We start from the raw sequence: 16,846 nt of genomic DNA, 5'->3' as shown, positions 1-16,846 counted from the left end.
AGTGCAGATGAAGACCGAGGTCCGTACCGACGGCGCCCCCGCCCCCGCCTGGGTGTTCTCCCAGGGGGTCCGCAAGGGCCCGCTGCTGCAGGTCTCAGGGCAGGGCCCGCAGGATCCCGCCACCGGTGGGTACCTGCACCCGGGGGACGTGAAGGCGCAGACCCGGCGGACCCTGGAGAACGTCCGGGCGGTGCTGGAGGCGGGCGGCGCGACCGTCGAGGACGTGCTGATGTTCCGGGTCTACCTGACCGATCGCGCCGACTTCGGGCCGATGAACGAGGTGTACGGGGAGTTCATCGCCGAGCACCTCCCGGAGGGCGGGGTGAAGCCCTGCCGCACCACCGTCTTCGTCGAGCTGCCGCACGAGGCGATGCTGGTGGAGATCGACGCGCAGGCGTACATCGGCTGACCCGGCGCGGTCAGGGCGCCACCACCGGCGCCCACGGGACGGGGCTGGAGAGGATCATCGAGCTGGCCGGCTGACCGTGGCCGGCCAGCCGGTCGATCAGCCGCTCGAAGGCCGCCATGTCGGCCACCCCGATCAGCAGGGTGCAGCAGGCGCCGCCGGTCACCCGGTGCAGCTGGAAGACCTCGGGCCAGGTCGGCACCTCGGGGTCGCGGAGCAGGCAGCGCGGGCCGTAGCACTGGATCGACACCAGGGCCATCACCGTCACCCCGGCCCGGGCCGGGTCGACGTGCGCGTGGTAGCCGGCGATCACCCCGTCCGCCTCCAGCCGCCGGACCCGCTCGGCCACGGCCGGGGCGGAGAGGTTCACCCGGCGGGAGAGCTCGTTGTAGGAGAGCCGGGCGTCTGCCTGCAGCTCCGCCAGCAGAAGGCGGTCGACGGCGTCCATCGGGGCTCCCTGGATCAGCTGTTTCGGTTCGGAAGGCGGAACCGGCCACAGGCCTTTCGTCCACAAGGCTGACAGCGCGATCGGATGCCCGTCGCCCATTCAAGAGCAGCCTGTGCCGCCGCACAATAGGTGCCACCCCGCCGCCAGGCGGGCGATTCACGGCGTTCCAGGAGGAACCAGCATGAATGGGGACGTCGCCGACCGGCCGAACCTCTCCTTCGACCCCGCGCAGGAGCCGGGCACCGGCACCCCGTACGCCCGCTACGTGCACCTCGACCTGCTGCACAGCCTGCAGCAGCCGCGCAGCAAGGTGGCCGCGGAGTACTCGTTCATCATCAGCACCCAGGTGATGGAGCTGCTCTTCGACCTGCTGCACCACGAGTGGACGGCCGCCCGGTACGCGCTGCGCGAGGACGACCTCACCGCCGCGCTGGCCGCACTGCGCCGGGGCACCCACGTCCAGGACGTGCTGGTCGCCTCCTGGGACCTGCTGGCCACCATGACGCCCGCCGAGTTCAACGGCTTCCGCTCGGTGCTCGGCGAGGCCTCCGGCTTCCAGTCCGCCGCCTTCCTGCGGCTGGAGTTCATGCTCGGCAACAAGAGCGAGTCGCTGCTGAGGATGTACCAGGACTCGCCGGCCACCCACGCCGACCTGAGCGCCGCGCTGCGCTCCCCCAGCCTGTACGACGAAGCGCTGGCGCTGCTCGACCGGCGCGGCGTCGCGGTGCCGCACACGCCCGCCACCACCCGGCACCGAGCCAGCGAAGAGGTCGAGCAGGCCTGGCACACGGTCTACCGCGACCCGGAGCTGGCCGAGCTGGCCCGGCTCGGCGAGGCCCTGCTGGACACCGCCGAGCGGGTCACCCGCTGGCGCCAGCGGCACTACGCCGCCGTCAAGCGCTCGATGGGCAGCAAGCCCGGCACCGGCGGCTCCAGCGGGCTGAAGTGGCTGAAGCAGGCCGCCGACCAGGACGTCTTCCCCGAACTGTGGAACGTGAGGAACGCACTGTGACCCACACCCACACCCGCACGAGCTGCGCGGCCCTGGACGCCGCCGACCCGCTGGCCGGGCTGCGCGCCGAGTTCGCGCTGCCGGCCGGGGTGCTCTACCTGGACGGCAACTCGCTCGGCGCACTCCCGCGTGCCACCTCCGAGCGGGTCCGCCGGATGGTCGAGCAGGAGTGGGGCGAGGGCCTGATCCGCAGCTGGAACGAGGCCGGCTGGTACGAGCTGCCGCAGGGCCTCGGCGAGCGGCTCGCGCCGCTGCTCGGCGCCGCCCCCGGGCAGGTGGTGGTCTGCGACTCGACCTCGGTCAACCTGTTCAAGGTGCTCGGCGCCGCGCTGCGGCTGCGGCCCGGCCGGCCCACCGTGCTCGCCGAGCGCTCCGCCTTCCCCACCGACCTCTACATCGCGCAGGGCGTCACCTCGCTCTTCGACGGGGTGGAGCCGACCCTGCTGCCGAGCGCCGCCGACCTGGACCGGCTGCTCGACGACCGGGTCGCCGTCGTCGTCCTGTCGCACGTGGACTACCGCACCGGCGAGCTGCTGGACATGGCCGCGATCACCGAACGGGTCCACCGGGCCGGGGCGTTGATGATCTGGGACGTCTGCCACAGCGCCGGCGCGATGCCGGTCGAGTTCGACCGCTGCCAGGTCGACTTCGCGGTCGGCTGCAGCTACAAGTACCTCAACGGCGGCCCGGGCGGCCCCGCCTTCCTGTACGCGGCCGAGCGCCACCAGGCAGCCGCCAGGCAGCCGCTCAGCGGCTGGTTCGGCCACGCCCGGCCGTTCGCCTTCGAGCCCGGCTACGAGCCCACCGAGGGCATCCGGCGCTTCCTCACCGGCACCCCGCCGCTGCTCGGGATGGCCGCGTTGGAGGCCAGCCTGGACGTCTGGGAGAAGGTCGACCTGCCCGCCGTCCGGGCCAAGAGCCTGGCCCTGAGCAGCCTGTTCCTGGAGCTGGTCGAACCGCTCGGGCTGCCGACGGTGACCCCGCTCGAACCCGCCCGCCGGGGCAGCCAGGTCTCGCTGCGCCACCCGGACGGGTACGCGGTGATGCAGGCGCTGATCGCGCGCGGGGTGATCGGCGATTTCCGCGCCCCCGACCTGCTGCGGTTCGGCTTCACCCCGCTCTACCTCTCGTACACCGACGTCTGGGACGCCGCCCGGCAGCTGGCCGAGGTGCTGGAGAGCGGCGAGTGGCGCGAGGACCGGTTCAGCTGCCGGGGGGCGGTGACGTAGCGAAGGCGTTCTCCAGCGACTCCCAGGAGAGCGGCCGGGCGGCCGGGATCCGGGTCTCGTGCGCGACCTGCACGATCCGCACCGCCAGCCGGTGCACGGTCAGCTCGTACTGGCCGCGCCCCCGGCCGGTCCGCAGCAGCGAGTAGAGGCCGCCGGCCTGCTGGTCGGCCCCGGATCCGCCGTGCTCCAGGCCCAGCCGGCGGGCCGGGTCGGGCAGCAGGGCCGGCTCGGTGGGCTGCCACTGCACCGGCACGATGCCGCTGGACCAGCCGGCGGCCGCGCGCGGCGAGCGCTCGGCGCGCCGGGCGAAGCCGTACCACTCCCGGCCGCAGCGCTCGTCGGCGAAGTAGCGCGGCGAGCAGAGCGGGACGAACACCCGGCAGCCGGCCAGCGCCTCGGTGATCTGCCAGCGGGCCCAACTGTCCAGCTCGGCGCCGCGGTCGGCGAAACCGGCCGGCACCGCCGCCGGCAGGTCGGTGAGCTGCAGCACCTCCTCGCTCAGGTCGTCGAAGAGCTGCTCCACCCAGCGGTCGGCGGCCGCGCCGCGCGAGTAGCTCAGGAAGAAGTACGGCCGGGGCGTCTCCAGCGGCTGGGTCTCGCGGCGCCGGGTGCCCGAGTGCGAGGGCGGGCCGGCCACCGGCCCGCGGCCGATCGGGAGCGCGGCGTTGCGGGAGAGCGGGAAGGACCGCCCGCCCTCCGGCTCCCGTACCCCGAACGACGGCGCGGGCTGTTCGAAGAGCGCCATCGAGATCACCTGACTCGCCGTCACCTCCCGTGGCAGCGAAGGATCGCCCAACCGGAGAGCGGCGGCCAGGCAGCCCGCGACCGAGCGTTCGGCGGCGTCCCGCACCCCCATCACCAGGTGCGCGTCGACCTGCACGGCCGGGGTCGGCGCCGGCTCCGCCGACGGCTCGGTGAAACCGTCCAGGATCAGCAGCCGCTTGGCCGCCCCGGAACCGGCCACCAGCCCCGCCACCGTCTGCCAGCCGACCGCGCCCGGCCGCTCCACCGCCGGCTGCCCCGGCTCCGCCGCCACCGCCGGCGCCGGACCGCCGAGGTGCACGATCAGCGCGTCCTCCGCCTCCTGCGCCGCCCGCCGCAGCGCCCGCAGGAAGCCCTCCGGGTCGTCCTCGCCGAGCCAGATGTTCCGGCGGTCCATCCCCACCAGGTACGGATCCGCCAGCGCCTCGGCCAAGCCGGCCAGTTCGCGCAGCGCGCGGTACTCGTCCGGGCGGCGCGGCTCCCTGGCGTCCAGCCGGGAGGTGGTGAGCAGCAGCACCGCCCGGGAGCGCTCCGGATCGGGCAGGCCCTCGGCGGCGGGGGCGGCGAGCGGGGGGTGCGGCGCCGGGCCGTGCGGCTGTGCGCCCCGGCCCCCGGCGTCATGGCCCGCGGCGTCCCGATCCGCGGCGTCATGGCCCGCGGCGTCATGGCCCGCGGGGTCGTGGCCCGCGGCGTCATGCCGCTCCACCGGCGCGGACGGCGCGTCGAACGGCCGCAGCTCGGTGCCGGCCCGCGCCCCGAGCAACTGCAGCGCCTCCGGGTCGACCAGCGCGAACGGGCGCTGCTCCAGCAGGGCCGCCACCCCGCCGCGGTCGGTCGGGGCCAGCGCCGGGAACGCGGCCCGGCCCGCCGCCGGCCACGCCGGGGCCCCGGTCAGCTCGCCCCCGATCCGGGTCAGCAGGTCGATCGCCTGGTGCGCCGTCGACCGCGGCACGGTGCCCAGCAACACCTCCCGCACCCCGGCCCGGAAGTCGAAGTACCCCTGCCGGCCCGGCTGTTCCCGCAGCAGCCCGCTGACCACGATCTCGGCCAGGTGCTGCGGCTGCGGACGGGCGAAGCCGGCCCGCTGGAGCAGCCGCATCACCGGGAGCGCCGGCGTGGTCAGGGCGGTCAGTCCGGCCAGCGCGAAGGCCTCCCGGGAAGCCGTCGAGCGGAACCGCAGCACCAGCTCCTCGGCCGTCAGCCGGTCCGGCTCCGGGCCCTGCTCACCCTCGGCCGCGCACCGGTTCGCACCGACCAGCAGCGCCGCGCCGAACACCCGCCCGCCGGTCGGACTGCCCACCAGCTGCGCCCAGTTGGCCAGCCAGTCGGCCGAGGGCTCCAGCACCGGCAGCGCCACCGTACCGGGCGGCCGCCCCGCGCCCACCGGCGCGAAGCCGTACCCCACGGCCGGCTGGCCGGCCTCCGCCGCGGTGAACTCGCCGGCCGCGGCCGGCACCGCCGCCAGCGGCCAGAGCCGCTCGGGCAGCGGCTGGACGACCGCGACCGGCACCCGGCGGGCCAGCCCCAGCAGGGTGCGGTGCCAGCGGTCGCCGGCCGGCCCGGGCCGCCACTGCGGGCCCATGCAGTCGCTCAGCACCAGGACGGCGCTGCGCCCGTCGGTCGGCCGGCAGTCGCCGAGGGTGCCCGCCGCGCCGAGCCGGGCGGTCACCACCGTGCGGAAGGCGCCGGTCTGCTGGAGCACCGCCCGCAGCTCCCGCGCCAGCGGCCGCCAGATCGCCATGGTCGGGCCGCAGTCCAGCACCAGGTGCACGTCGAGCCAGCGCTCGGTGTCCGGGCGCAGCACCGGCAGCCAGCGCAGCGCGGCCGGCTGCCGGCGCCCTTCGGGGCGGGGGGAACGCAGCGCCTCGGCGAGCCGGTCGGCGGTGGCGGCCTCGTCCAGCAGCCGGCGCCGGGGGTGCGGGACCCGCCGCTTGAGCGGGCGCAGGGCCCGCTGGAGCATCAGCGGACGGGCCAGCATCGGCGGGCTGGCGGCGGCGACCGGCGCGGCGTCGGCGAGCCGGTCGGCGGGGTCGTCGGAGGGCAGGTGCAGCGAGGCCCGGGTCGGGGCGGACTCCTTGCCCCCGGCGGCCGTCCAGCTGTCGCCGCCGGTGCCGCCGGCGCCGGTGCCGTCGTGGTCCCGGCCGTCCTCGCCGGCCGGCGCGGCGGGCTCCGGCTCGGGGTCGGCGCCGGCCTCCGCGCTGCGGGCGGCCAGCCAGAGCAGCTCGGCCAGTTCGACCGGCCCGGGCTCGCCGAGGCCGAGGCCGGTGAGCAGGGCGGCCAGCCGGTCGAGGCCGCCGGTCTCAGAAGACATCGTCGTCCCGGCCCCGGCTGAGGTAGGGCATCACCTGGGCGGCCAGCGCCGCCCGGTCGGCGGCGTCGGCCAGCTCGGGCCGGGAGGTGAGGTAGATGGCGTTCAGCAGCTGGTCGGTGGCCAGCTCGCCCTCCTCCCGCCGGGCGAGGAAGACCTGCACCAGCTCGTCCACCAACTCGGCGTCGGTCTCGGGCAGATGGGATTTGACGATGGCCTCCAGCTCGGGGCCCTGCGGGCGGCGCAGCTCCAGCACCACGCAGCGGCGCAGGAAGGCGGCCGGGAACTCGCGCTCGGCGTTGCTGGTCAGCACGGTGAACGGGAAGGCCCGGCAGCGCACCCGGCCGCCGCGGATCGGCGCCCGGGTGCCGCCGTCCGCCGTCAGCACCCGCGCCTCGGGCTGCTGCGGCGCGGCGCGGACCAGCTCGTCGATCTCGTACTGGCCCTCCTCCAGGACGTGCAGCAGGTCGTTGGGCAGGTCCAGGTCGCCCTTGTCGATCTCGTCGATCAGCAGCACCCGCGGCTGCCCGTACGGGAGCAGCGCGGTGCCGAGCGGGCCGAGCCGCAGGTGCTCGTCCAGGTCGGAGGAGCGGGCGTCCGGGCCGGCCTGGTTGGCCGCGTAGAGGCGGGACAGCGGGTCGTACTGGTAGAGGCCGTCGCGCAGGCTGGAGCGGCTGGTGATGTTCCAGCGCAGCACCGGCCCGAGGCCGAGCTCGCGGGCGACCGCGTACGGCAGGCTGGACTTGCCGCCGCCGGGCGGCCCGGTGACCAGCAGCGGCCGGCGCAGGTGGAGGGCGGCGTTGACCAGCTCGACGGTCTCCCGGGTGGGGCGGAAGGTCTGCGCCCGGTGGCCGACCGGGGTCGGGCCCAGGCCGGCCGGGCCGGTCGGCGGGGCGAGCACGGGGCCGCCGTCGAAGGCCCGCCAGGGCGGCGGGGCGGGCAACTCGGCGATGCCGTCGTGGGGTTCGACGGCGCCACGGTAGATCCGCTTCAACGGCATGGGCATGTGCTCCTGGTCGGGTGTGCCTTCACTGGTCGGCGTCGGGCGGTGCGGGAGCCCGGCGTCCGTCATGGGTCGGTGCTGCGCAGCGGCGGGGCGGTCGGGACGGTGCGGAACGGACGGGCCGGGCTCGGGACGACCTCCGGGTCCTCCCAGAGCAGCACCAGGTCGGCCGCCCAGTGCCCCTGAGGATCGTCACTCTCCTCCACCCGGTGCCGCAACTCCTTGACCCGGCGCGGCAGATCGGCCGGGCCGACATCGGCCAGTTCGGCCGCCAGGGTGGCGAGGAACCGCTCCCCCGGGCAGCCGCGGGCCGGGGTGTGCTCGGCGGTGCACGGGCAGCGGGCCCAGAGCACGGCGGGCGCACCGGCCTTGAGCGCGGCGGCCAGCAACCGGTCGTACGGGGCGCCGCGCGGCGGCCCGGGGAAGGCCGGCAGCTCGGTCCGCTCGGGCGGGCGCAGGTGGTGGTAGAGCTTCTTGTGGTCCGGCGGCTCGGCGCACCCGACCTGGTGCAGCCGGGTGGTCCGCCGGTCGCGTGACACCGCCCACTTGCGCTCCAGCTGGAGCCGGTCCACCGGGTCGGCGCGGCGCTGCTGGTCGACCACCACCACCGCGTGGTCGGCGCCGAGCGGGCCGAAGTCGGTGTCCCGGGCCCAGCTGTGGACGGCCTCGGTGAGCAGCCGGCGCGGCACCGCGAAGACCACCAGTTCGGCGCCGTCCGCCTCCAGCAGGCCGAGCTCGTGGTCGATCCGCTCCCGGACGAACTTGCGGATCCCCGGGCCGAGTCGCAGAGCGGCCCGGCTGTGCGGGTCGACCGGACGGCCGGCCCGCACGGCGGAGACGGTGACGTGGAACATCGCCCGGCCGGCGCCGCTGGGGATGATCTCGACCAGGATCGGGCGCCAGCGCTCGGCCGGCCGGACCGTCGCGGGCACGGCGGGCACGGCGGGCACGGCAGGCGCGCCGGTCGGGGCGGACCCGGCAGGCACGGCGGGCGCGGGGCCGGCCGGGGCCCAGTCGGCCAGCCAGCTCCGCAGTTCGGGGCCGAGCGGACCGGCCGTCGCCGCCTCGGCCGTCAGCGCCACGAAGGCCAGCACGGGATGGGCCCGGCCGGGCGGCGCCAGGGTCTCGGTCAGCAGGTACCAGCAGGCCTCCCAGAGCGTGCCCGGCCGGCTGGGCGGCTCCAGGCAGCCGAGCGGACCGACCGCCGCGCGGTACAGCTCCAGCGGGTCGGCCGGCGGCGTCTCACCGACCAGCAGCAGCCGCAACTCCCGTACCGCCGGGGCCGGCAGCGGCAGCCCCGGCAGCCGGTCGGCGAGCTGCGGCACATAGCCGGCGATCACCTCTCCGGGCAGCATCCGCCCGAGCCGGACGGTCGGCCGGCCGCGGTCGCCGGGGCTGCGCACGATGCCCACGGTGTCCTGGGCGGCCGTCACCATCCCGACCACCTCGCCGGTGTCCGCGAGCACCACCGGACCTCCGCTGAAGCCCGGCGAGAGCGGCATCCCGGTGCCCTCGTGCTCCAGTTGGAGCAGCTCGCCGCCGATCCGGAAGCCGCCTCTGGTCAGCCTGACCTCGCTGCTGAGCCCGCTGTCGTGGCCTACCGGGAAGCCGTAGGCGGTGAGCGGCTCGGGCCGGCGGGCCCAGCGGTGCGGCGGGGCGAAGGTCGCGGGCTCGGCCACCTGCGGCGGCACCGGGCGGTCCAGCAGCAGCACGGCCACGTCACCGCCGCCGGCCGGGCGGCTCGGCCAGGGGCCGCGCAGCATCACGGTGGCGGGCAGCGCGGGGTGGTCGGGCCGGTTCACCAGCCGGACGGTGGCGCGCTCGGCACCCTGCACCACGTGGGCGCAGGTGAGCACCTCCCGCTCGGAGATCAGTATCCCCGCCCCGACGGTCGGGGCGGCCTCCGCGGTGTCGATCCGGACCAGCCAGCGGACTTCCGGCATCGGCGGGCTCAGGGCCGGTCCGCTGCGCCCGAACTTCCTTGGCCCCAGGAGAGTCTGACGGTCAGGTGGGCCTCGCCGCCGGTGCGCGCGATCAGGGCGCCGGCCTCCGCGGTCAGCCGGACGCCGAACTCTATCTCCACCGCGTCCGGCCGGAGGCTCTCGTCGCGGAAGACCGCCAGCGCGGACCGGGCGGCCGCCCGGACACCCTCCAGCGCCTGTTCGAAGCCGGCCGTGGCCTGCCGGACCGGGCCGGCCGCGCCCCGGCCGACCGGCTCCATCCCGTACGGGGCCTCGTCCGCCCCGGGGTAGCCGGTCGGGGCCGCCGCGGCGGTCTCGACCCGGATCACGGCACCCTCGGCGGTCAGGAACTCGATGCAGTCCGGCACGGCACGCCCCCCAGGGATAGCTGCGATGGTCCTACCGGGCCAGTGGCGATCGTTGCCAGCCTGCACCCGGCGGGGAGCGCTCAAACCCGATCCGGGCGTGAGCTGTCTCCCTCTTGTTCACAGGACATGACAGTAGGCCAGCGGCTACCGTCGACACCATGGGACCTCTGAAGCCTGACCCGGCCGAACTCCTCATCGGACTACTGGTGTTCTTCGTGACCTTCGCCCTCCTCGGCAAGGTGCTGCTGCCCCGGGTCGAGCGAATACTCGCCGAGCGGCGGGACGCCACCGAGGGCCGGCAGGAGCGTGCCGAGCAGCTGCGCGCCGAGGCCGAGGACACCCTCGCCGCGCTGCGCCACGAGATCAGCACCGCCCAGCACGAGGCGGCCCGGATCCGCCAGGAGGCCACCGAGCAGGGGCTGGCCCTGATGGCAGAGATCCGCGCCGAGGGCCAGCGCGAGCGCGCCGAACTGGTCGCCGCGGCGCGTGCGGCGATCGCCCTGGACCGCGAGCTGGCCGAGATCGAACTGCACGCCCAGGTGGGCGATCTGGCGATCGAGCTGGCCGGCCGGGTGGTCGGCGAATCGCTCGCCGACCTCGCCGAACAGCGACGGACCGTCGAGCGGTTCCTCGACTCGCGCGGGGCCTAGAGACACACCGGGGCCGGCCGGCCCCAGGTGGGTCCGGCCGGCCTCAGGTCAGCTGTGTCGGCCCCGGGTCAGCGGCGCCTGCCGGGGGTCAGCTGTGTCGGCCCTTGCGTCGCCAGGCCAGGAACAGCGCCGTCCCGCCGGCGATCAGCAGTCCGCCCGCGGCCGCGCCGACCGGCAGCAGCCGGGCCGTGCCGGTGGACGGCAGCGGGCCGTGCGAGTGGCCGGTGGAAGGGCTGGTCACCGGCGCGCTCGTGCTGTGGCTCGGGTGCGCGCTGCTGGCGGAGGGAGAGGGCGAGCTCGACTCCGACTCCGACGGGCTGGGCGAAGGCGTCGGGGAGACCGACTCCGACTCGCTGGGCGAGGGCGACGGGCTCTCGCAGTCGGGCAGGTCCCCGTTGAACGGGTAGTTGTGGATCTCCACGCCGGTCTGCGGGGAGTCGTGCAGCAGGCTGCCGGCCAGGTAGACCCGGCCGTCCAGCCCGGGTGTGGACAGCGTGGTGGTGCCGGCCGGGTTGCCGCCGAGCACCGAGCCCTGGAACTGGGCGCCGCCGGTGATCTTCGCGGTGGTCGCGGTCGGGAAGTTCCACATCAGCTTCGGACCGAGCCCGGTGAGCTGGTCCCCCGGCAGCGCCGAGCCGGTGTTGGTGTTGATCAGCGCGTCCGGCGCCATCAGGTTGACCAGCACGGTCGCGCCGGCCGGGATGCCGGTGAACACCAGGTCGACGGCCCGGTCCGCGGTGCCGATGCTGCCGGGCACGTCGAAGACCTGCCGCGCGCTGGTGTTGTCGCCGGCGAAGGTCACGGTGAAACCGTCCGAGGTCACCGTCCCGGTGGTGGTGGCCGCGGCGACGCAGGTGGACAGGTCGGTGACCAGCGGGCGCAGGTAGGCGTACCTGTCGCTCGCCGCGTCGTCCTGGATCGACTGCCCGTTCGGCGCGATGCTCACGGTGCCGCTGGTGGCGCCGCGGTGGCGCACGTTGCCCCAGGCGGAGGGGGCCGCGGGGAAGGCGGGGTCGCCCTCGCCGACCAGCAGGGTGGTCCCGGTGCCCACGGTGAGGGTGCCGCCGGTGGTGACGAAGTCGGTGCCGTCCGGCGGGGGCACCCGGGAGCCGACCCCGGCGACGCCCATGTTGTAGGAGCCGCCGCCGGTCTTGTCGACGCTGATGTCACCGAGCACGACGATCTGCCCCTCGGCCTCGGCCGCCCGCCCGCGCACGGCGAAGCCGCCGCCGGTGAAGACGCTGATGGAGGCGTCCCGCCCGGCGAACGGCCCGTTGTTGTGGCCGGGGAACGGGTTCGGGCAGGCGGCGCCGGTGCAGGCGCCGAGCGGCGGCGGCAGCGGCGCGGCACTGATCAGCGCGGCCGCGCCGAACAGTGGGACGGCCAGTCCGGCCGCCAGGGCGACCCGCCCGGGGGTGGTCGTGCGGCGCCGCGGCGCGGCGGGCGTACGGGTCCGTGCTACCACGGCTGTCTCCGATCGGCTGGGGTTCGAACAGTGGGCCCTCATCACCCAAGACCGTCCGGACGGGGACCGCTCCGCACCACGCCCCGGCCCCCGGCGGATTCATCCGGCCGGCCCCGTGACGGTCCGTCAGTTCCGTCGCCGCCCACCGGGGCGGCCCGCCCCGGGCCGCCGCCGCAGCTCACCGGCGGCGATACCACTCACCGATGCGATCGGGGAACAGCCTTGGCGGGCGGGTAGGTTGGTACCCGTAGGAAGAGGGTCAGGGGAGGAGCGGGATGCCGTACGGGACCGACGGGCCGGCGCCACTGGCGATCGTGGCCACGACCGCGGAGGTGCTCGGGCACCCCGACGCCAGCCGGCAGCTGCTGAACCCGATCGAGCGGGAGCGCGCCGACCGGTTCCGCAAGGAGTCCACCCGGCGGGACTTCATCGCCGCGCACATCCTGGTCCGGCTGTGCGCCGCCCGGCAGCTCGGGCTGCCGCCGGCCGCGCTCGCCTTCGAGCAGCACTGCCCCGGCTGCGGGCTCACCGGCCACGGCCGGCCGCGGCTGGCCGACCGGCCCGAGATCTGGCTCAGCCTCTCCCACACCGCGGGCGTGGTGGCCGCCGCGGCCGGCCGGGTGCCGGTCGGCATCGACGTGGAGGTGCTGGACCGCCCCGCGCCCGACCCCTCGCTGCTCGCCCGGGTGCTCACCGAGGCCGAGCGGGCGCAGGTGGCCGCGCACCCCGACCCCGGGCACGCGTTCCTGCGGCAGTGGGTGCGCAAGGAGGCCCTGGTCAAGATCGGCCGGGCGCACCTCGACACCCTCGCCGAGGTAGACCTCTCCGCCCTCCCCCCGGGCCTGCCGGACGGGCCCGCGGACACCGTGCACGCCTTCGAGGACCTGCACATCCTCGACCGCACCGACCGGCTGCGCGGCGCCCTGGTCGCGGTCGCCAGCCCGGTGCCGGCGGTGATCGGGACGGCCTGACCGGGGCGGCCCCGACCGGTCCCGCCCCGGCCACGACCCGGCCGCCGGCGGATCGACAAGCGGGTGTTAGCGTCCCTGTGGCCCGCCGGCGGGCCCTCGGTGGCACCTCCCGCGCGCGTAAGGATTCCCGCACCATGGCCAAGTTCCTGCTGAGCCTGCACGTCCTGGCCTCGGTCCTGTTCATCGGCCCGGTGGCGGTCGCGGTCAGCATGTTCCCGGCCCGCGCGCGGGCCGCCCTGGCGGCGGGGGCGGGCCCGGAGCAGGCCACGGCGGGCGCCTCGGTGCGGCTGCTGCACCGGATCACCAACGTCTACGCGCTGCTCGGGATCGCGGTGCCGATGCTCGGCGTCGGCACCGCCCAGGTGATGGGCATCATCGGCCAGCCCTGGCTGATCGTCTCGATCGTGCTCACCGCGCTGTCCGCCGGCACCCTGCTGCTCTTCGTGGTGCCCGCGCAGCAGGCGACGATCGACGCCCTGGACGCCGCCGACCCGGCCGGGGACGACCGGGCCCGGGCCGAGCGCGGCCTGCGGCTGCTGCCGATGACCGCCGGGGTGTTCAACCTGCTCTGGGCGGTGGTGGTGGTCATGATGGTGATCCGCCCCGGTTCGACCACCGGTGCCTGACCGATCCCCTTCCCCGACGGGCCCCATCGTGCCGACCGCACCCGTGATCCACAGCGACCTCCCCGGCTCCTTCGCCTGGACGGTCTTCCACGAGCGGCACCCCGAGCTGGTCCGCCGGGTGCTCGCCGCGCTGCCGTACGGGCCGGTGGAACGGGCGGCGGTCGAACGGCTGCTCGCCGAGAGCACCACCGGCGTCCTGGAGCCACTGGACCCGGGCGCCCACGACCACGCCGAGTGGCTGGCCCGGGGCGAGGGGCTGTGGGGGCGGCCGTGGGGGCAGGCGCCGTTCCTGTGGGCCGAGAGCTACTTCTACCGGCGGCTGCTGGAGGCCACCGGCTACTTCCGGGCAGGCGCCTGGCAGGGGGTCGACCCGTTCGCACCGTTCAAGGCCGCCGAGTTGGCGAGCGCGGCGGTGGACCAGGAGCTGGCCGCCCTCCGGGAGCTGCCCGAGGCCGGCCGGGCGGATGCGCTGCTCACCTCCGCGCTCTGGGGCAACCGGGCCGACCTCGGCTTCCAGCTCACCGCGGGGGCGGCCGGCGGGCCCGGCGGTTCGGGGGTGCTGGTGGACCGGCGGGCCGCGCTGTGGGGCGCGCTGGAGCGGGGCGCCGGCGGGCGGGTGTGCGTGGTGGCGGACAACGCCGGGCGGGAGCTGCTGCCGGACCTCGCGCTGATCGACCACCTGCTGACCACCGGGCTGGCCGGCACCGTGGACCTGTACCTGAAGCCACAGCCGTACTTCGTCTCCGACGCGACCACGGCCGACCTGCTGGCCACCCTCGAACGGCTGCGCACCGGCGCCGGCCCGATCGGCCGGCGGCTGTGGCGGGCGATGAACGACGGCACCCTCACCGCCCGCACCCACCCGTTCTTCTGCGCGCCGCTGCCGTTCCACGACCTGCCGGCGGAGCTGCGCGCGGAGTTCTCCGGCGCCACCATGACGATCCTCAAGGGCGACCTCAACTACCGCCGCCTGGTCGGCGACCGCCACTGGCCCCCGACCACCGGCTTCGCCGCCGCGGTCGACCACTTCCCGTCCCCGGTCGCGGCACTGCGCACGCTGAAGTCGGACGTGGTGGTGGGCCTGCCCGCGCCCCTGGTCGCCGACCTCGACCGCACCGGCGAGCCCTGGCGCACCACCGGCCACCACGCCGTCCTCCAGGTCCACCCGGCCGACGGGCACCGCCGGCGGCTCGGCGGGCCGGGTCAGGCTCCAGGTGGAGATGCCGGGCCCATCGGCCCTGCGGCGTGAAGGCGCTCGCCAACGGCACAGTGGTAGCACCGCGCGATGACCCCGTCCCCCGAGGCTATCGGGCCGTCGTCGCGCCTCAGCGGTGGGATGGCCGGCGCTGGGGGACCACCCCGCCGCTGCGGCTAGCCTGTGGCGCCCCGCACTTCCAGGCCGTCGAGCAGCCGGGCGGTGGCCGCCGCGACGGCGTCGACCGCCTCCTCGAAGACCGCCCGGTTGTGGGCGGCCGGGGCGCGGAAGCCGGAGATCTTGCGGACGTACTGGAGCGCGGCGGCCCGGATGTCCTCGTCGGTGACGTCGAGGGCCATCGGCGGCCTGAGGGTCTTGATGCTGCGGCACATGCCTCCAGTCTGCCGCGCGGCGCCCGCGGGGGGCACGGATTCAGGGCAGCCGCGGCAGCAGCACGCCGGCCCGCTTCACGGCCCGGGCCACGATCGCGGTCTCGGCCCGGTTGACGCCCAGCGGGCCCAGGGTCTCGGTGGTGAACCGGTAGAGCCCGGCGTGGTCGGCGCAGAAGACCGTGGCCATCAGGTTGGCCGGGCCGCTGGTGGCGAGCACGCCGTGCACCTGCGGGTGCCGGGCCAGCGCCTCCCCCACCGCGGCCAGCCGCCCGGGCGGCACGTCCAACCACAGGTTGGCGTCGACCGCCATACCGAGCAGCCGCGGGTCCACCGTGGCGTGGGTGCGCAGCAGGCCGCCGGCCGCGAGCCGGTGCAGCCGGCGGCGGACGGTCGACTCCGGGGCCCCGAGCAGGGTGCCCAGCGCGGCGTGCGACTGCCGGGCGTCCACGGCGAGGGCGGCCAGCAGCCGGTGGTCCAGGGCGTCCGGCTCCGGCGCCGGGGTGCTCGCGGGCGGCGGGGCGAGGGCTGCCTCCTGGGCCGGGGTGAGATACCCGGCACGCCAGTGGCCGGCGTCCGCGAACAGGTGCAGCACGGCGTACGGGACGGTCTCCAGCACGGCCCCGGTGGCGGGCAGTTGGGCGTGCAGCAGGCGGTCCCGGGCGCCGCCGTCGCCGAGCACCACGGCGCCGATCTCCTGGCCGCCCAGCATCACGTCGACGAAGGGCACGTCCGGCCGGGCGGCCAGCGCGTGGGCGATGGTGTCGACCTTGCCCTTGAGCACCCGCACCCTCAGCAGCACCGCGCCGACCGCCGAGTCCCGGGCGTCCGGCATCAGCACCACCCGGACCACGCCGGCCCCGGTGAGCCGGGCCAGCCGGCGGGTGACGGTCCGGGCGGAGACCCCGAGCACCTCGGCGATCCGGCCGGTCTCGGCCCGGCCGTCCACCTGGAGGGCGCAGACCAGCCGGCGGTCCAGCTCGTCCAGCACGGTGGCGGGATCCGCAGCTCCGGTGTCCATGGTGTCCGATCTCCGCAGGATCAGGTACGGCAAGGGCCGGTACCGGCCGGGATCACGATAGTCCTCGTCCTGCCGAAGAACGAGCAGGAGGACGGACATGGACATCATCACCGGGCTGGTCGAAGCGGTGCGGGAGGTCGGCGGACGGCTCGCGGAGCGCCAAGCCACCGAGCCGGTGCCCGCCGTGACGGTCGCGGACGCGCTGGCGGCCTTCGCCGCGGTCGACGGGCCGGCCGCCGGGCTGCTGCGCGAGCGGCTGCACGCGCTGCGGCCGCGGGCGGCCTGGTGGGAGGACGAGCTCACCGACGCCGTGCCCGGCGACGGCGAGTGGTGGGTGTGCGACGCCATCGACGGCGCGGTGCAGTACCTGAGCGGGCTGCCGCACTGGGCGGTCACCGCCACCCTGCTGCGGGACGGCGAACCGGTGCTGGCGGTGGTGCACGCCCCGCTCCAGCGGGTGACCTACACCGCGGCGGCGGGCGCCGGCGCCCGGCTGAACGGCCGGCCGATCGCGCCGCCCGCCCGGGCACTCGCCGCGGCCGTGGCCGCCACCGGCCAGCCCCCGCTGCTCGCCCGGGACGCGGTCGCGCTGCGCCGGGCCGGCGAGTCGCTGTCCGCGGTCGTGCCGCACGTGCTGGCCGTGCGGAACCTGGGGCCGACCGCGCTGCAGGTCGCCCAGGTCGGCTCGGGTCACCTCGGCCTGTTCTGGGAGTACGGCTCGGACGTCACCAACCTGCTCCCCGGCGCGCTGATCGCCCGGGAGGCGGGCGCCGCGGTGACCGATCCGCGCGGCCTGCCGTGGACGCCGTGTTCGGACGGTTTCGTGGCCGCGGCGCCGAGCCTGCACCGCGAACTGCTGGACGTGCTCGCCACAGTGGGCTGAACGCGCCGTGGCCGGCCCGGTGATCCGGGCCGGCCACGGCGGTGGTGGGTCGGCGCAGCGGCGGCTCAGGGGTGCACGTTGAGGCAGCCCTGGCCGGCGTAGTACCAGCTCGACCCGTTCTTGATCCACAGCTTCACGCAGTAGGTGCC

General features: G+C 76.0%; 16 protein-coding genes. 8 read left to right on the top strand and 8 right to left on the bottom strand.

Features of this window, described 5'->3' with window-relative positions; all coding sequences use genetic code 11:
- The first annotated feature begins 7 nt into the window (after positions 1–7).
- Entirely contained in the window at positions 8–409 is a 402-nt protein-coding gene (locus AB0K43_RS26500) for a RidA family protein (protein WP_363643976.1), read from the top strand.
- Positions 410–419: 10 nt separating this feature from the next.
- Here AB0K43_RS26500 and AB0K43_RS26495 read toward each other — a convergent pair whose 3' ends face one another.
- Positions 420–854 (bottom strand): Lrp/AsnC family transcriptional regulator, encoded by a 435-nt coding sequence (locus AB0K43_RS26495; RefSeq protein ID WP_363643974.1) that lies wholly within the window; start codon positions 852–854, stop codon positions 420–422.
- A gap of 181 nt (positions 855–1,035) precedes the next feature.
- Here AB0K43_RS26495 and AB0K43_RS26490 point away from each other — a divergent pair, with 181 nt between their 5' ends.
- Positions 1,036–1,866 carry a tryptophan 2,3-dioxygenase family protein gene (locus tag AB0K43_RS26490; protein WP_363643972.1) on the top strand — a complete coding sequence of 277 codons (831 nt, stop codon included), beginning with the start codon at positions 1,036–1,038 and terminating at the stop codon, positions 1,864–1,866.
- Positions 1,863–3,095: a kynureninase gene (kynU, locus tag AB0K43_RS26485; RefSeq protein ID WP_363643970.1), complete on the top strand. Its 1,233-nt coding sequence runs from the start codon at positions 1,863–1,865 to the stop codon at positions 3,093–3,095. Before AB0K43_RS26490 ends, kynU begins: the two co-directional genes overlap by 4 nt.
- On the opposite strand, the gene AB0K43_RS26480 is transcribed toward kynU, so the two are convergent.
- From AB0K43_RS26480 to AB0K43_RS26465, 4 genes are all read right to left on the bottom strand, one after another.
- The gene (locus tag AB0K43_RS26480) at positions 3,070–6,168 is read right to left on the bottom strand and encodes a TIR-like protein FxsC (protein ID WP_363643968.1); all 3,099 of its coding nucleotides are present in this window, start codon (positions 6,166–6,168) and stop codon (positions 3,070–3,072) included. The genes kynU and AB0K43_RS26480 overlap by 26 nt on opposite strands.
- Positions 6,158–7,165 carry a MoxR family ATPase gene (locus AB0K43_RS26475; protein ID WP_363643966.1) on the bottom strand — a complete coding sequence of 336 codons (1,008 nt, stop codon included), beginning with the start codon at positions 7,163–7,165 and terminating at the stop codon, positions 6,158–6,160. Before AB0K43_RS26475 ends, AB0K43_RS26480 begins: the two co-directional genes overlap by 11 nt.
- A gap of 68 nt (positions 7,166–7,233) precedes the next feature.
- Positions 7,234–9,111 (bottom strand): trypsin-like peptidase domain-containing protein, encoded by a 1,878-nt coding sequence (locus AB0K43_RS26470; RefSeq protein WP_363643964.1) that lies wholly within the window; start codon positions 9,109–9,111, stop codon positions 7,234–7,236.
- Between the two features lie 8 nt (positions 9,112–9,119).
- Positions 9,120–9,497, bottom strand: coding sequence for a CU044_2847 family protein (locus tag AB0K43_RS26465; RefSeq protein WP_363643962.1), 378 nt, complete (start codon positions 9,495–9,497; stop codon positions 9,120–9,122).
- A 158-nt stretch (positions 9,498–9,655) separates the two neighbouring features.
- On the opposite strand from AB0K43_RS26465, the gene AB0K43_RS26460 reads away from it, so the two are divergent.
- Positions 9,656–10,147, top strand: a complete 492-nt coding sequence (locus AB0K43_RS26460; RefSeq protein WP_363643960.1) for a F0F1 ATP synthase subunit B — start codon at positions 9,656–9,658, stop codon at positions 10,145–10,147.
- Between the two features lie 88 nt (positions 10,148–10,235).
- Here the strand turns inward: AB0K43_RS26460 and AB0K43_RS26455 are convergent, their stop codons facing one another.
- On the bottom strand, positions 10,236–11,612 hold the full coding sequence (locus AB0K43_RS26455) for a choice-of-anchor A family protein (RefSeq protein ID WP_363643958.1): 1,377 nt from the start codon (positions 11,610–11,612) through the stop codon (positions 10,236–10,238).
- Between the two features lie 275 nt (positions 11,613–11,887).
- On the opposite strand from AB0K43_RS26455, the gene AB0K43_RS26450 reads away from it, so the two are divergent.
- The 3 genes from AB0K43_RS26450 to AB0K43_RS26440 all read left to right on the top strand — a co-directional run bounded on the left by AB0K43_RS26450 (position 11,888) and on the right by AB0K43_RS26440 (position 14,458).
- On the top strand, positions 11,888–12,583 hold the full coding sequence (locus tag AB0K43_RS26450) for a 4'-phosphopantetheinyl transferase superfamily protein (protein ID WP_363643956.1): 696 nt from the start codon (positions 11,888–11,890) through the stop codon (positions 12,581–12,583).
- Between the two features lie 134 nt (positions 12,584–12,717).
- A complete protein-coding gene (locus AB0K43_RS26445; protein WP_363643953.1) occupies positions 12,718–13,209 on the top strand; it encodes a DUF2269 family protein in 492 nt (163 codons plus the stop codon).
- A 28-nt stretch (positions 13,210–13,237) separates the two neighbouring features.
- Entirely contained in the window at positions 13,238–14,458 is a 1,221-nt protein-coding gene (locus tag AB0K43_RS26440; RefSeq protein ID WP_363643951.1) for a damage-control phosphatase ARMT1 family protein, read from the top strand.
- Positions 14,459–14,580: 122 nt separating this feature from the next.
- Here the strand turns inward: AB0K43_RS26440 and AB0K43_RS26435 are convergent, their stop codons facing one another.
- The gene (locus AB0K43_RS26435) at positions 14,581–14,796 is read right to left on the bottom strand and encodes a DUF2277 domain-containing protein (RefSeq protein ID WP_363643949.1); all 216 of its coding nucleotides are present in this window, start codon (positions 14,794–14,796) and stop codon (positions 14,581–14,583) included.
- A gap of 40 nt (positions 14,797–14,836) precedes the next feature.
- Complete coding sequence (locus tag AB0K43_RS26430) at positions 14,837–15,814, bottom strand: Lrp/AsnC family transcriptional regulator (protein ID WP_363643946.1); 978 nt, start codon at positions 15,812–15,814, stop codon at positions 14,837–14,839.
- Between the two features lie 97 nt (positions 15,815–15,911).
- Here AB0K43_RS26430 and AB0K43_RS26425 point away from each other — a divergent pair, with 97 nt between their 5' ends.
- Positions 15,912–16,697 carry an inositol monophosphatase family protein gene (locus tag AB0K43_RS26425; protein ID WP_363643944.1) on the top strand — a complete coding sequence of 262 codons (786 nt, stop codon included), beginning with the start codon at positions 15,912–15,914 and terminating at the stop codon, positions 16,695–16,697.
- Positions 16,698–16,846 lie beyond the last annotated feature (149 nt).

It is taken from the genome of Kitasatospora sp. NPDC049258 (assembly GCF_040678895.1).
GTDB lineage: Bacteria > Actinomycetota > Actinomycetes > Streptomycetales > Streptomycetaceae > Kitasatospora.
The sequence above is the reverse complement of the archived record's forward strand: the minus strand, read 5'-3'. Positions and strand labels throughout refer to the sequence as shown.

Excerpts from the sequence above, each read along its gene's own strand:
- AB0K43_RS26470 (WP_363643964.1), bottom strand. The coding sequence starts at position 9,111 with ATGCCGGAAGTCCGCTGGCTGGTCCGGATCGACACCGCGGAGGCCGCC.
- AB0K43_RS26445 (WP_363643953.1), top strand. The coding sequence starts at position 12,718 with ATGGCCAAGTTCCTGCTGAGCCTGCACGTCCTGGCCTCGGTCCTGTTC.
- AB0K43_RS26500 (WP_363643976.1), top strand. The coding sequence starts at position 8 with ATGAAGACCGAGGTCCGTACCGACGGCGCCCCCGCCCCCGCCTGGGTG.
- AB0K43_RS26460 (WP_363643960.1), top strand. The coding sequence starts at position 9,656 with ATGGGACCTCTGAAGCCTGACCCGGCCGAACTCCTCATCGGACTACTG.
- AB0K43_RS26435 (WP_363643949.1), bottom strand. The coding sequence starts at position 14,796 with ATGTGCCGCAGCATCAAGACCCTCAGGCCGCCGATGGCCCTCGACGTC.
- AB0K43_RS26430 (WP_363643946.1), bottom strand. The coding sequence starts at position 15,814 with ATGGACACCGGAGCTGCGGATCCCGCCACCGTGCTGGACGAGCTGGAC.
- AB0K43_RS26480 (WP_363643968.1), bottom strand. The coding sequence starts at position 6,168 with ATGTCTTCTGAGACCGGCGGCCTCGACCGGCTGGCCGCCCTGCTCACC.
- AB0K43_RS26475 (WP_363643966.1), bottom strand. The coding sequence starts at position 7,165 with ATGCCGTTGAAGCGGATCTACCGTGGCGCCGTCGAACCCCACGACGGC.
- AB0K43_RS26495 (WP_363643974.1), bottom strand. The coding sequence starts at position 854 with ATGGACGCCGTCGACCGCCTTCTGCTGGCGGAGCTGCAGGCAGACGCC.
- AB0K43_RS26425 (WP_363643944.1), top strand. The coding sequence starts at position 15,912 with ATGGACATCATCACCGGGCTGGTCGAAGCGGTGCGGGAGGTCGGCGGA.
- AB0K43_RS26490 (WP_363643972.1), top strand. The coding sequence starts at position 1,036 with ATGAATGGGGACGTCGCCGACCGGCCGAACCTCTCCTTCGACCCCGCG.
- AB0K43_RS26450 (WP_363643956.1), top strand. The coding sequence starts at position 11,888 with ATGCCGTACGGGACCGACGGGCCGGCGCCACTGGCGATCGTGGCCACG.